The 13,717-nt window shown below is 47.2% G+C and carries 15 protein-coding genes; 12 read left to right on the top strand and 3 right to left on the bottom strand.

The genetic code is table 11. The annotated features are described in order from the left end of the window. Positions 1–4: 4 nt before the first annotated feature. Together Ga0451573_RS01000 and Ga0451573_RS00995 are read left to right on the top strand one after the other, a co-directional pair. Positions 5–469 carry a hypothetical protein gene (locus Ga0451573_RS01000; protein ID WP_231681999.1) on the top strand — a complete coding sequence of 155 codons (465 nt, stop codon included), beginning with the start codon at positions 5–7 and terminating at the stop codon, positions 467–469. 54 nt (positions 470–523) lie between these two features. Beyond that, positions 524–1,393, top strand: a complete 870-nt coding sequence (locus tag Ga0451573_RS00995) for an HDOD domain-containing protein (RefSeq protein ID WP_231681998.1) — start codon at positions 524–526, stop codon at positions 1,391–1,393. 5 nt (positions 1,394–1,398) lie between these two features. Here Ga0451573_RS00995 and Ga0451573_RS00990 read toward each other — a convergent pair whose 3' ends face one another. The 3 genes from Ga0451573_RS00990 to Ga0451573_RS00980 all read right to left on the bottom strand — a co-directional run bounded on the left by Ga0451573_RS00990 (position 1,399) and on the right by Ga0451573_RS00980 (position 6,387). Then, complete coding sequence (locus Ga0451573_RS00990; RefSeq protein ID WP_231681997.1) at positions 1,399–3,168, bottom strand: vWA domain-containing protein; 1,770 nt, start codon at positions 3,166–3,168, stop codon at positions 1,399–1,401. An 82-nt stretch (positions 3,169–3,250) separates the two neighbouring features. Then, positions 3,251–5,002: a vWA domain-containing protein gene (locus Ga0451573_RS00985; RefSeq protein ID WP_231681996.1), complete on the bottom strand. Its 1,752-nt coding sequence runs from the start codon at positions 5,000–5,002 to the stop codon at positions 3,251–3,253. A 32-nt stretch (positions 5,003–5,034) separates the two neighbouring features. Next, on the bottom strand, positions 5,035–6,387 hold the full coding sequence (locus Ga0451573_RS00980; RefSeq protein WP_231681995.1) for a magnesium chelatase ATPase subunit I: 1,353 nt from the start codon (positions 6,385–6,387) through the stop codon (positions 5,035–5,037). A 255-nt stretch (positions 6,388–6,642) separates the two neighbouring features. Here Ga0451573_RS00980 and Ga0451573_RS00975 point away from each other — a divergent pair, with 255 nt between their 5' ends. The 10 genes from Ga0451573_RS00975 (at position 6,643) to trpE (ending at position 13,717) form a co-directional block, all read left to right on the top strand. Next, entirely contained in the window at positions 6,643–6,996 is a 354-nt protein-coding gene (locus Ga0451573_RS00975) for a hypothetical protein (RefSeq protein ID WP_231681994.1), read from the top strand. Positions 6,997–7,117: 121 nt separating this feature from the next. Beyond that, positions 7,118–7,531: a hypothetical protein gene (locus Ga0451573_RS00970; RefSeq protein WP_231681993.1), complete on the top strand. Its 414-nt coding sequence runs from the start codon at positions 7,118–7,120 to the stop codon at positions 7,529–7,531. 310 nt (positions 7,532–7,841) lie between these two features. Beyond that, the gene (locus Ga0451573_RS00965) at positions 7,842–8,237 is read left to right on the top strand and encodes a CidA/LrgA family protein (RefSeq protein WP_231681992.1); all 396 of its coding nucleotides are present in this window, start codon (positions 7,842–7,844) and stop codon (positions 8,235–8,237) included. Beyond that, positions 8,218–8,913 carry an LrgB family protein gene (locus Ga0451573_RS00960; RefSeq protein WP_231681991.1) on the top strand — a complete coding sequence of 232 codons (696 nt, stop codon included), beginning with the start codon at positions 8,218–8,220 and terminating at the stop codon, positions 8,911–8,913. The genes Ga0451573_RS00965 and Ga0451573_RS00960 overlap by 20 nt, the downstream gene beginning before the upstream one ends. Before the next feature lie 12 nt (positions 8,914–8,925). Continuing rightward, the gene (locus Ga0451573_RS00955; protein WP_231681990.1) at positions 8,926–10,161 is read left to right on the top strand and encodes a BaiN/RdsA family NAD(P)/FAD-dependent oxidoreductase; all 1,236 of its coding nucleotides are present in this window, start codon (positions 8,926–8,928) and stop codon (positions 10,159–10,161) included. A 95-nt stretch (positions 10,162–10,256) separates the two neighbouring features. Continuing rightward, on the top strand, positions 10,257–10,487 hold the full coding sequence (locus Ga0451573_RS00950) for a hypothetical protein (protein WP_231681989.1): 231 nt from the start codon (positions 10,257–10,259) through the stop codon (positions 10,485–10,487). Between the two features lie 23 nt (positions 10,488–10,510). Next, the gene (locus tag Ga0451573_RS00945; RefSeq protein ID WP_231681988.1) at positions 10,511–11,062 is read left to right on the top strand and encodes a DUF502 domain-containing protein; all 552 of its coding nucleotides are present in this window, start codon (positions 10,511–10,513) and stop codon (positions 11,060–11,062) included. 172 nt (positions 11,063–11,234) lie between these two features. Continuing rightward, positions 11,235–11,606, top strand: coding sequence for a HutP family protein (locus Ga0451573_RS00940; protein ID WP_231682283.1), 372 nt, complete (start codon positions 11,235–11,237; stop codon positions 11,604–11,606). Positions 11,607–11,643: 37 nt separating this feature from the next. Continuing rightward, positions 11,644–12,018, top strand: coding sequence for a chorismate mutase (aroH, locus tag Ga0451573_RS00935; protein WP_231681987.1), 375 nt, complete (start codon positions 11,644–11,646; stop codon positions 12,016–12,018). 235 nt (positions 12,019–12,253) lie between these two features. Further along, positions 12,254–13,717: an anthranilate synthase component I gene (gene trpE / locus Ga0451573_RS00930; RefSeq protein WP_231681986.1), complete on the top strand. Its 1,464-nt coding sequence runs from the start codon at positions 12,254–12,256 to the stop codon at positions 13,715–13,717.

Here is a 13,717-nt window from a genome sequence, read left to right as displayed (position 1 = left end):
AACAATGGTCAGGACAAGCATTGGTGATGAAGTAGTCAATACAGCTGTCAGAGTAAAGATTCGGCTTGACTATAAAGGCGTACAAAAGCCAGGTAAATTCTTTTTCGGTGGTAAAAGCACCGAAGAAGTAGCTGAGGAAGTCAGGGAACAACAGGTTCAAATGCTGCGAAATGTACCTATGCAGAGTATTGCCATTGAAGAAGTAGATATGAGCAGTGATGTATATATTGTATTTGACGAATTTATTAATGCACAGATAGCATTCGCTCCGGTTATCCTGACTGTAACTGCTGACAGCTTGGAAGATATAATCAGGTTTATTGCCAGGGAGGAGTTCCGAAAAATAGAGATAATTGAGCCGGAACATGTTGTCTTAAACAAGGTAGATATTGAACGTGTATTATTTAAGGTTAGTGAGGAACTAAGAAACTACCGGATGCTTATGGAGAGAAAATACAGTTCCAGATAGGCAGCAGCTGCGGGCAGGCGGCAGCGTAGAGCAGGCAGCAGTAGGCGACGGCTATTGAAAGGACTGATTTTTGTGGGGGAGTTGTCTTTAAATGATGTTGTCCAAAGGGTCGAGGAATTGCCGGCTTTACCGCATGTGACATACAGGGTGCTGGAACTGACCAGCAGGCCGGATACCACTCTGAGCCAACTAACAGAGATTATTACACAGGACCAAGTACTCACAGCAAAGGTGCTGCGGATGGCAAACTCGGTTTATTACGGTTATGCGCGGCGTATATACGGAATCACTGAAGCCCTGCTTATACTTGGCTTTAGTACCGTCAGGAACCTGGTTATGGCGGCTTCGGTGTACAACGTGATGGACAGGGAGGTCCAGGGGTATTTTTTGCCGCGGGGTGAATTGTGGAAACATTCCATGTCAACTGCCCTGATAGCCAGGTCCCTGGCGAAAAAAACCGGTTATGAACTTCCTGACCAGGCATTTGTGGCCGGACTGCTGCATGACATGGGGAAAATTATCCTCAATACATACATGAATCAAAAATTTGAAGATGTGATTTCCAAGGTGAACACAGAAAACATACCGTTCATGGCAGCAGAACGCCAGATACTTGGATTTGACCATGCCATGATGGGTTCCCGGGTAGCTGAAAAATGGAATCTGCCCTCTGAACTGGTTGAAGCAATCGCCAATCATCACACTCCCGCGCTGGCGAAGCATAATCCTAAGCTGACCTCTTTGGTCCATGTTGCTGATGCTGCCAGCATGTCTATGGGGATAGGGCTTGGCGGGGATGGGCTGCTTTATCCTTTTGACGGTTTTGCTACAGAACTGCTGGGCATGACCAGTGAATTAATAGAAGAAACGATTGCAGAAATAGCAGATTCCCTGATAGATGCGGAAACTATGATTGAAAACTGATACCACTATGTGAACGAAAACTGCTTATGACCGCTCTGGAATTCTTTTTTCACCTGGCTGACGATTCCTATCAAATTATTTCTGTCATTATCGTCAACTATATAAGAATTACCCTTTCCGGCTTCGGCAAGAAGGGGAAGAAACTCATGATTCGGGTCTATCCCGATACAGATGAAATGGATATTTTCTTCAGCAATCATTGCTGCTGCCTTGATTGCATCCTCTATAGGGTCTGTTGTCCACAGGGGATAATTGGGAATCCCGTCAGTAATCAGAACGAGTAGAGGATTGCGCGGCCGCTCTTTTTTAAACATGTCTACAGTGGTCTTCAGTCCAAGCGCCAGGGGGGTCAAACCACCTGGTATTATTTTTGACAGTCCCTGGTGCAGTTCACTATAACTGCGGGTAAATGGCACCAGAACTTTGGCCTGTCTTTCCTGAAAGGTAACCATGGATACCTTTTCCCGGCTGTTTAAGAGCAGGTACTCGGCAACATTGCTGACCGCCCTGATGCGGTCACCCATCATACTCCCGCTGCAGTCAACCAGGAGGCAGGTATCTACAGGTGCATAGGACTTTCTTGCATATACCTTGATATCTTTGACAGTAATATTGATAGAAGAGCTTTTGGAGAGAAAACTTCTCCTGGCTGCCTCCACAACTGTTTCCGGTACTGCAATTTCGCCCTTCCAGGATACAGGGTCATTTGGGGTGACCACTTTACGCCTGTTGGGAAACTGTTTTTCTTTTGATTTCAGGTGTGAATAACGGAATGATTGAAACTTTGGCTGAGTATGCCTGAACTGCCTGATGCACTTCCGTATTTGGGCAGCCAGTTCTTTCTTGTTTTTCTTTAAGAAATCCTGCATTTCATTACCTGTATCGGTAAGGGTATATCCAAAAAGTGTCTGCTTAACAATATCGTTTTTGACCAGCTGAGACACCAGCTTATCAAATTCTTTTTTGTCTTTCTGGAAACTCCCCAGCTTAAAGTTTCTGATAGGGGAGAGATACTTGAAGAAATCTACTACGGCTTCAATACTTCCCAGCCGCATCGCCAGGCTGTTCATCACCTGAAGCATGTTCTGGTGTCGCAGCGCTTCCGACAAACCTTTGGAAACCGGGGGTAGATAAAGGGTTGAAGCGGCGCTGGCTGCTCCTTCGTCAGCGCTGCCATAGTGGATAATTTTTATTACCTTGCGGAGTTGGGCGCCCTGATAGATGATGGCCCTTTCAATCTCATCAATCAGGCAGTAGGCTAAACTGTAATAACGGGGTTTCAGTTTTGCCAGCAGGTGAATGTGATTCAAATACCGGTCGTCAGTGCCCTTTACGGCCTTTTGGTCAGGATCCATGCTTGTCCCATAACCCAGCGCAGTCTGGAGATGAATTCCCCTGGAAATGTTGGCCGCTGCCAGATCCTGTTCTTCAGGGCTCAAGTCCTGATTACGGTCAACTGTATTCAGGTAATTGGGGATTATCTGTCTGATGCGGTTGGCTACATCAACCTGATTGATTTCGGCAGAGTTATGGAGGACGTCAATATGAACAACTTTACGCGGCTCTTCGAGATTAAAGTAGTGCTGCCCGGCATCCCTATCCCTGGAAATACCCACTTCACCCAAGGATTTAGCTGATTCATGATGGGCCAATTGACTCACAACTGCGGTTGTTCCCATAATGACGCCCTGGTTCATATCAAAATATCCGCCAAGGTTTTGGGAGACGATTTTCAGTTTTTGATAATTATAAGATGCTCTCTGATTTGCTGACAAGACTGTCACCGACCTTTCGTCAAACAATGTTAGCTAAAAAACAAAAAGGCCAGCGCAGTTGCTGGCCTCCGGACTGTACGTCTCAGGACTTTGTTTTTGATATTACCTTTCGTTCACCATGCATAATATTTATCAGACTGCTGCGGTCAATATCCTCCACGAGGTAGTAAGTTCCCTTTGCGGCCTCAGCCAGCGTGGGGATGAATTCTCCCAAGGGGTCGATTCCCACAGCAGTAAATCTTATCCTGTGTTTAGGAAAACTCCGGCATATATTAACGGCATCGGCAACAGGGTCCAGGCTGACCAGAGGGGTATTTGGCCTGCCGTCTGTAATTAAAACCAACAGGGGGTTCTTGGGTCTTGATTGTCTGATAAGTGTCAGCCCTGTTTCCAATCCTTTAGCCAGTGGAGTAAGGCCATGTGGTGCCAGGTTATTGAGGCTGGAGTGCATATATGAGTAATTTCTGGTAAATTCAATATTCACAGCGGCATCCCGCTCCTGGAATGACACCAGAGCTACTTTATCCCGGGTGGTTAGCAGCAGGTGTTCGGCTACCCATCTGACTGCGGAAATTTTGTCACCTTTCATGCTTCCGCTGCAGTCAGCTACAATGCAGATGTCAACAGGGGCCCGGGATCTTTTGGGACACACCATGATATCACGGTTGCAGATACATAAGGCGCTACTGTTTTCCAGATAACTTCGTTTGGCCGCATTAATGACAGTTTCGGGAACTGCAATGGGGTTTGAGCTGTTTGTTTCATTCCGGTTTACTGATTTTTTGTAGTTGTAATTAATGTTTTCTTTAACCGGACAGCGAGCAGGGTGTCCTAAGGGGGTTGCTCCCGCCTTTGCAGGAATCTGCCTGATAGCTTTACGGATTTGGGCAGCCAATTCTTTCTGGTGCCGGTGCAGGAAGTGGTTTAATTCATAGCCGCAGGCCGTTAAGGAATAACCCATCGGCTTTCCGATTACCAGATTAAGTTTTTCCATGTCCTTCAAAAGAATACCGAGAGATGGATGAGTTTTCATCATAACTCTCATGTTCAGAAATTTGGCAGGTGAGATGGAGCTTAAAAACTTAGCCAGTATTTCCAGGCTGCCAACCTGGACAGCAGCAGAATAAAGCGCTTGGAAGTAATTTTGAAACATTACCTCGGGTGGGGTACCGGTTTTATTGAAGGTAACCGGTACCCCTAAGGGAAAATTTTCGGGATTTGTCCTTGTAGTGGAATGATGTACAATATTTGATATCTGTCTCAGTTTAGTGTCCTGGTAAAGGATTGCTTTTTCGGTTTGGTCAACAATTGAATATATCAGTCCCAAATACTTTTGGGGAAGCCGGGCAAGGATGTGGACATGACTCATGACAGCGCCACCCGGGAGCCCCGGCGCTTTAAAGGGTTTCAGGACAGTACCTTCACCGGTGGCTGTTCTAAGATGGACCCTCTGAGCCAGATTAAGGGTAAGGGCTTCTCGTTCAATGCTGAGCCTTTCTTCCTTGCCTTCAACAAGGTCAAGGTATTCGGCTGTGGACACCAGAATGCGGTTGGCAAGATCGAAAACGTTAATTTCTGCAGGTTGATGATAAACATCTATGTGGATTACCTGATCATTTTCGACCATGTTAAAGAAAATCTTCCCGGCATCCCGGTCAGTGTAAATAATGACTGTTCCTTCAGAATCTCTGGGCTCAAAGTGAAAGTTCCGGCTGACAACTGCACAGCTTCCAAGGATAATGCCTTTACCGCATTCAAGATGGTCAGCAAGCGCTTTCCCGAGGGTAATCACCCTGGAACGCTGATAGACATTTTGTTGGTCTTCTTTTTTCATAAAGACACCTTCTTTAAAATTTAACGTACATATCAGGGCTTAAGGTTTTTGTCAGTCCGAATGAGGTCATTTAAATTGATTTCACTTATCCGTTTCAGGTCCGGAGGATGACCGGGAGTTTCGGAAACCTCCGGGAGGTCCGACTGAGTGTTTGCAGCAGCAAAGCTTATTTCATCGTGGTCCTTTTTTAAGCCGAGAGTGTTGAGCATCCTGTTTACCAGAGATTTACCGTCAGCAGATTGTTTTTCTTTTACCGGCACAGGTTCGGGAGAATCGGTTACTGCCAGGGTTTCATCATCCCGGCCCGCGCTTGCGGAAACCGTATTCACGGGAGTTGAAGAATGTCCGGGAGTGGAATTCATTATTCTTGTCAGTACTTCCACGTCAACCCGGTGGCGCAGGGCGAGGGGCAGCACTGTGATAACATCACTTACCAGTACGGTATCACGCTGTCTCAGGGCACAGTTTAACAGGGCAGCATGCTGGATTGCTTCGATAGCCCGGAAGCTCTCGATATCATACTTGACATAAAGCCTGGCAATGTAGTTTCTAAGGAAGTCAGGCAAGTCAAGTCCGGCATGTTTTCTGGCAATACCCTCAAGCTCTTTTCTGGCCCTGATATTCCGCGCCTGGATGTCCAGTGGGTTAACCGGTTCCTGAATCCTGACGTGACTGGCCTGTTTAAGGATATTGGCAATTGCGTCAGGGTCATCGGTCCGCTTCATATCAATTACCAAATCAAAGCGGTCGGCCAATTGACGCCTGATTTCCTGAAGCGGACCGGGTTCCTCGTCAGGGTTGGAAGCAGCCCAGACGGAGACTTGAACAGGAATCTCCACAACCGGAAGTCCTGTTTCCTCGATCTGGACACGGCCGGGTTTGGTACCCATAACATCAAGCAGGACATCAGTGAGTTCAGGAGAAGTGTCAGCGAGCCTGTTAATTTCATCAATGAAAATGATACCCCGGTGTGCCTGTGGAATGATGCCTGGCAGAATAGCTGCGGTTGGGTTTGTTCTGTCAGTGATTCCGGCTAGGTCAATACTTCCGACAATAGTTCCTATCTTAGCGGAATGAGAAATTTCCAGAAATGGCATTGGAATTTCCTCGGTTTCCAGCTGGGCAATGACATCAGGGTGAAGATCCCTGTGTGCTGGGCAGTGAGGCCTTTGCGGATCACAGTTGTACAGGCAGCCCTTGATTCTGGTTATCCGTGGGAAGATATCCCTGGCTGCACGCATAATAGTTGTTTTTCCGGTCCCTCTGAGACCTTCTGCATGAAGATGCAGGGGAACCCCCCATTTGGACGAAATGACTGTCATTTCGACAACGTCAAAGAGGGCGCTGTTGCCCTCGTGACGGGCTAACTGCAGGTAGTTTTTCACCAAATAAACCTCCTCTCGGAAGACGCCTGGCGCCAAAATTAAAAGGCCAGCAATAAGCTGGCCTCTGGACTCAAAAAACGTCTCCGGACTTTAAAAATACTCTGGACGCTAAAATATATTTACTTTTAATTTTTGTATTCGTCAGAATTCATATTTTTCCTTCCCAAGTATGTAAATTATTTCACTTTTTATAAGGAGACGGGAGTCAGGAGACAGGAGGCAGGAGTCAGGAGACGGGAGACGGGAGACAGGAGAGTGGAGTCAGGAGTCAGGAGACAGGAGGCAGGAGACAGGAGGCAGGAGACAGGAGACAGGAGAGTGGAGGCAGGAGTCAGGAGTCAGGAGACAGGAGTCAGGAGAGTGGAGTCAGGAGACGGGAGGCAGGAGACGGGAGACGGGAGGCAGGAGAGTGGAGTCAGGAGGCAGGAGACGGGAGGCAGGAGAGTGGTTAGGATGCAAATAACTCCGGCGTTAAATACACCATTGATTTTATTCCCGAAACTCTCTATAATTTTCCTTATAGCTGTTACCATAAGTATAGCTGTTACCATAAGTATAGCTGTTACCATAAGTGCCGTAAAGCCCCTGGCTTTAGCCATGGGGATATAAGGCACAGCGACCGAGGGGCTCAATGCCCCGAAAGTTGCTATATTATTTAAAAGGTGAACATATTTTCCCCGAACATAGGTTCTATATGGTATAATATTCCTATAGAGGGGAGGTGAACCAATTGTGTGTGACACAAAAAAACCATAAAAAATTGCAAATCACCGTAAAAATCAAACTTGAGCCAGGCAAAGAACAGGCTGAACGTCTTAAAACAACATCGGCAGCATATATTTGTCTGGTAAATCAAATCGTTGTTAACTACGTTGAGGCGGATATGAATCTCAAATATACAAGCAAAGATGTAATCGCAAACCTGCCCAGCGCAGTTAAAAATCAGGCTATTCAAGATGCGAAAAGCGTTTTTGCTAAGTATAAAAAAGCTGTTCTTACAAATGGCAAATTGAAGCCCGAAGACCAAAAGCAAATTAAAGTGCCTGTTCTCAAAAAACCCGTAGCTATTTGGAATAATCAAAACTACTTAAATATAAGTGCGGTTGCGGATACAAAACCCATCGGGATAGGGTTGGGGCTATGAATATTATGTCTGCAACTGTGGTAGACGGTGTAGCGTAAGCGATAGTCTGCCAGCCCCGGGAGCTAATACGCTCTGCCCGGGGACGGGCTGATGGCACAGCCCTAAGCTTGGGGCTATACTCCGATACCAGAAATGGACTTCGGTTTAATCACCCAAGAATCCCCTGCCTTTAGGCATGGGGAGTGTCAATTTCTAACTACTGAATTCTGACTACTAACTACTGTCTCCTGACTACTGTCTCCTGTCTCCTGACTACTTTTGTATACCAACTGATCAATCCTGATATTGGAAAAGGAGGACTAACCGGATAATGGCTGCCGTACATAAAAAGAAAAGGACAATAAAACTGTTTGAAGGGTTTGTAATTTTACTTCTAATGCAGAGTACCGGGACATTCCTGTCCAGGTATTTTGATCTTATCCTGCCGGGCAACCTCGTAGGATTGCTGCTGCTGTTCCTGGCCCTTGTCCTCAGGATAATAAAACTCGACCAGGTCGAAGAAGCGGCAGGGCTGCTGCTGGACAACATGATGGCCCTATTCATTCCGCTGAATGTCGGGCTGATCACAATCCTTCCCAGAATAAAACAGGAATGGCTGGCCATCATGGTGAGCCTGCTGGCAAGCACTGTACTGGTTATGGTGGTTACCGCCAAAGCAGTGGAATTCAGTGAAAGGGGGCGGAAGAATGTTAAACAGCCTTCTTAGGGAACCGTTAATCCAGATAACAGTTACCCTTGTTGTTTACCTGCTTGTGAATAGACTATACAGGAGATTCCATTTTTTTCTTTTTAATCCCCTGATCCTGGCTACAGTAATTGTCATCTATATATTGCATTATGCCAAAATTGATTATGCCGTCTATTCACAGGGAGGGGATATGATAACTTTTCTCCTGGGCCCGGCAACGGTGGCCTTAGGAGTTCCTTTATACAAGCAGCTGCCAAACATCAAGTCAAATTTGAAGGGCATTTCTGTTGGAGTCATTACAGGCAGCATAACTGCAATAGTCAGTACGATTTTCATCGCTAAGGCGCTGGGGGCCGGCAAAGAAACCCTCCTCTCAATTGCGGCTAAATCGACCACCATGCCTATCGCTATTGGTATAACCGGTATTTTAGGCGGGAACGATAAAATAATAGTGATGGCTGTAGCCATAACCGGGATTTTCGGCGGCGTTATCGGGGCTGAGGTTATGAAACTGGCGGGAATTAAGAGCAAGATAGCTGTTGGTATCGGAATAGGTACCGCCTCACATGCCGGAGGAACCTCCAGGGCCATCCAGATTGGTGAAACAGAAGGCTCCATGAGCGGCGCTGCCATAGTGCTGACCGGGCTGGTAACCGCTCTGCTGGCTCCATATATCGTCAAATGGTTAATCTAAGGATGGTGTATCATGAAGGTAATAGTTATCGGGGCAGGAGCTGCCGGTTTGATGGCAGCAGGACAGGCTGCTGCAAACGGAGCAGAAGTAACTGTCCTGGAAAAAAACGACCGGCCGGGCAGAAAACTGCTGATAACCGGAAAAGGCCGTTGTAATATCACCAATACCGATGAAATCAGGGAATTGATCAAAAACATTCCGGGCAATGGGCAGTTCCTTTACAGCGCTTTCTCCAAGTTCGGCAACTGGGATTTGATTTCCTTTCTAAATGAAAACGGTTTGCCGACAAAGGAGGAACGGGGTGGAAGGGTATTCCCTGTTTCTGACAAGGCCCAGGATGTAGTGGAGACCCTGGTTAATTACTGTGTCTCCAAAGGGGTTGAATTCAGATACAATGCAGGTGTCACCGGTATTTTGGCAGAGAATCAACAGGTAACCGCAGTCAAGTTAAAGAACGGTTCCCTGCTGAGTTGTGATGCGGTTATCCTGGCCGCGGGGGGCGCCTCCTATCCGGGCACCGGTTCCACAGGGGACGGTTACAGGATGGCTGCGGCGCTCGGTCATACTATAGTACCTCTTAAGCCATCGCTGATACCTCTGGAAACGGAAGAGGAATGGGTTAAAGAGCTTCAGGGCCTTGCTTTGAAGAACGTTGAGGCTACTGTTGTTTATGAAGGAGGTAAAGCTGCCGCAGAATTTGGAGAGATGCTGTTTACCCATTTCGGAGTCTCCGGACCTGTTATCCTGACTCTCAGCAGGATTGCTGCCGGTTTACTGGAAAAAGGGGGCCGGGCTGCGCTCACCATAAACCTTAAACCCGCCCTGTCACCGGAACAGCTTGACTCCAGAATACAGCGGGATTTTAGCGGACTTTTACGAAAGCAGTACAAAAATTCTCTGGGAGAACTGCTGCCAAAGTCATTGATTCCGGTTATCATAAAATTGTCGGGGATTTCCGGGGAAAAGCCGGTCCATCAGATAACTCGTGAAGAGAGACTGGGACTGGTCAGACTCTTACAGGGGCTGACATTGAACATCAGGGGTCTGCGGCCCCTTGCAGAGGCAATTGTCACCGCGGGAGGGATTTCGGTTAAGGAGATAAACCCCAAGACTATGGAGTCTAAACTAATTAAAGGACTTTTCCCGGCAGGGGAAGTTGTTGATGTGGACGGGTATACCGGTGGTTACAACCTGCAGGCAGCCTTCAGTATGGGTTTCCTGGCAGGCATTAACGCTGCCGGAGGATGAGGGGACCTTCCTTTAGATTACAGCGGGCAGGAAAACCGCCTCAGGCGTTGAATATCTCATCAAAGCCTGTTGCAGAAAAGGGGGTAAATACCGTTTTGACCAGATTAGGTTTTTATGTGGTGTTGTTCTATTTATGGCTGTTAATCTTGACAGCGACACATGTTGCGCTAAGTATTATTGTCTACAAGGATGCCAGGACCCTGAAACGGTCAGCGTTGGGACTAACCCCGGTGATGTGGGGGGCAGCAGCATTCTCACTGCCTGTAATTGGAATGTTTATATACTGGGTAATGAATTATTCGACCCTGAAACAGGGTTCCAATTAAAAGGAGACTGGAGTTGACCGGAAATGAAACGCATTGCCAAATACTTCTTTGAAGGTTTGATTATCCTGATGCCGGTGGCGCTTTCCCTGTACATAGTTTTTGTCCTGTTCAAAAAAATTGACGGACTGTTGAGGATTCCCATTCCCGGTTTAGGTTTTTTGGTTACTGTTGCTATAATAACCCTGATCGGCTTTTTGGCCTCAAACATCTTCACTAAAAAGCTCTTTGAACTGGTTGAAAGGCTGTTTACCAGGCTGCCGCTGGTTAAACTGCTGTATGGTTCCATCAAGGATCTAATCGGGGCTTTTGTCGGTGACAAGAAGAGCTTTGACAAACCGGTTGCAGTCAGCCTTTCCGGAGACGGCGCGGTGAAGGTGATCGGTTTCATCACAAAGGAAAGTCTGGATAACCTGGGGCTCAATGATTATGCTGCCGTTTACCTGCCCCAGTCATATAACTTTGCCGGAAACCTGCTGGTTTTGCCCAGAGAACGGATTATGCCCCTAAATGCAGACAGCGCCGATGTGATGGCATTTCTTGTTTCCGGAGGGGTATCCGGCGGCAAAAAAGCCTGATTGATTGCATTTTAAAAAACCATGTATTATAATTGTAATAAAACAGGCAGCAAGGCAGTTCGGGAATCAAGGGAAACCAGAATACTCCCCTTCCGGGGAGTATTTTAATTAGGGGGAATTATAGGTGTCAAACCATACCGGGAGCAGAAAAACTGCAGGAGTGGCTATAAAAATGGCCCTTACAGAAAGCAGGGAGGAAGAGAAGGCCCTGCAGAAGAGATATGCTACCGAAGGGATAAAGACCGCTGCCGTTGATTACGGCGGGGAATTTATTACCTCAGTTAAGAAGATCGTAGAGAGAGCAGTGGTGGCTGCCAAGAGAGAGGGAGTTATCAAAGATACCCATACCGATGAAGGGGCAGTAGCCGGGGCTACCAGGGAGGCCTTGAGCCAAATCATGCCAAAGGCTATCGGGTTGAATGTCGGCGGGAAAATAGGGATTGCCCATCAGAATGACCACATAACTGTCGCCGTGTTTTTTGGTATCGGGCTCCTGCATTTGGACGAGGTATCGATCGGATTGGGACATCGCGCTGTGTCGTAGTAATTAATAAAGCAAAGCATCAAGGAGGATGGTATTTATGGGAGAGAAATTGGTTCGCGGTATTAGGGGAGCGATTGCGGTTGGGGAGAATACGGCTGAAGAAATATTTAGAGGGACCGAGGAGCTTCTCAGGAGAATTGTTGAGGAAAATGGGATAAACACCGAGGATATTGCCAGTGTTTTTTTAACCACTACTCCGGACCTGAATGCCGAATTTCCGGCCACTGCGGCCAGGAGAATGGGGTGGACACTGGTGCCGCTGCTGTGTGCCAGGGAAATCGATGTACCCGGTAGAATGCCCAGGCTGATAAGGGTTCTGATGCATGTTAATACAACTAAGACCCAGGCGGAGATAAAGCACCAGTACCTGGGTGAGGCCGCAGCACTGAGGTCTGACCTGATGGAGAAATAAAACCATTGACACCACAAATTTGTCTGTGATATATTGTATACAATAGCAGTTTTAGAACAGTTGCTTATTAGAATAGTTGCTTTATCAGAAGGTTTAGTTTAGCAGAGCAGAGAAATGAAAAGATGAGCTGAGATGAGCTGAGATGAGTTTTGCTGGGTAAAGTTAATGTACCGGTACTCATTTGAGTACCGGTTTTTTGCGTTTTTCAGGAGGAGAAAGGTGGGGACCGTTAATAATGATATATCCTTGCTGTGATGAATACCTGGAACTAAGTAAGACATATAACCTGATTCCCGTTTATACTGAAATGGTTGTTGATATGGAAACAACAGTGTCCATTTTTAAAAAGGTCTGCCATGAGGATTATACATATATGCTGGAAAGCGTAGAGGGTGGCGAAAACCTCGCCAGGTATTCATTTATAGGGCTGGAGCCTATGGTGATTTACCGGTATGAAAATGGCTGCGGAATAGTTGAGGAAAATGGCGCTCAGACGAAGCTCACCGGGGGCCCGCTGGATATCCTGAAGCTTATAATGGACCGCTACCAGGCGCCTAAAATTGAGGGGCTGCCCAGGTTTTACGGGGGAGCTGTCGGTTACTTTGGTTACGATGTGGTCAGACACCTGGAAAATCTCCCCAAAGATACGGTTAAAGACCTTGACCTGCCTGATTGCAATTTTGTGATTACCCGCCTGGTGCTGGTATTTGACCACGTCAGGCACAAGATAAAAATAGTCTGCAATACCCAGCCGGGAGCAACACCTGAAGCTGCATACAATGATGCCGTTAACAGAATCAGGGATGTCCGGAATATCATCAAAGCACCTGCAAAAACCGGCAGATGTCAGGCAAAGAAATGCAGCTCCGGTGAAATTGATTCCAATATGTCCAAACAGGAATTTATGAACCATGTTGAAAAGGCCAAAGAATATATCCGGGCCGGTGATGTTTTTCAGGTAGTGCTTTCCCAGAGGCTGAAAACACCGCTCAGGAGTGACCCCTTTGACATTTACCGGGCTCTGCGGACAATAAACCCGGCGCCATACATGTATTATCTTAACTTCGGGGAAACGGTTATCATCGGGTCATCCCCGGAGATGCTGGTCAGGGTGGAAGACGATCAAGTACAGACCTGTCCTATAGCCGGTACCAGACCAAGGGGCTTGACAGCAGCGGAAGATGAGACACTGGGGATCGAACTGCTGGCAGACGAGAAGGAAAAAGCTGAACACATCATGCTTGTAGACCTTGGCAGAAATGACTTGGGGAAGGTCTGCGATTATGGTAGTATTAATATAAATGGCTTTATGGAGGTACAACGGTATTCCCACGTGATGCACATTGTGTCAACTGTCAGCGGACGCCTGCTGCCCGGAAAGACGGTATTTGATGCCCTGAAAGCCTGTTTCCCTGCCGGGACTGTTTCCGGAGCGCCCAAAATTCGGGCCATGGAGATAGTTGAGGAACTGGAACCCGTACGCAGAGGAGTTTATGCCGGGGCTATCGGGTATTTTGGTTTTACAGGAAACATGGATACCTGTATCACCATCAGGACCATCCTGGTGCACAACGGAATGACTTATGTGCAGGCAGGGGCCGGAATTGTTGCCGATTCCGACCCGGAAAGGGAATATCAGGAAACCATAAATAAAGCCATGGCTCTGCTGGAGACACTAACTCTTGAGGAGGTTGGCTGA

Source organism: Phosphitispora fastidiosa, from assembly GCF_019008365.1.
In the GTDB taxonomy this organism is placed as follows: Bacteria; Bacillota; Thermincolia; order Thermincolales; family UBA2595; genus Phosphitispora; species Phosphitispora fastidiosa.
The sequence above is the reverse complement of the archived record's forward strand: the minus strand, read 5'-3'. Positions and strand labels throughout refer to the sequence as shown.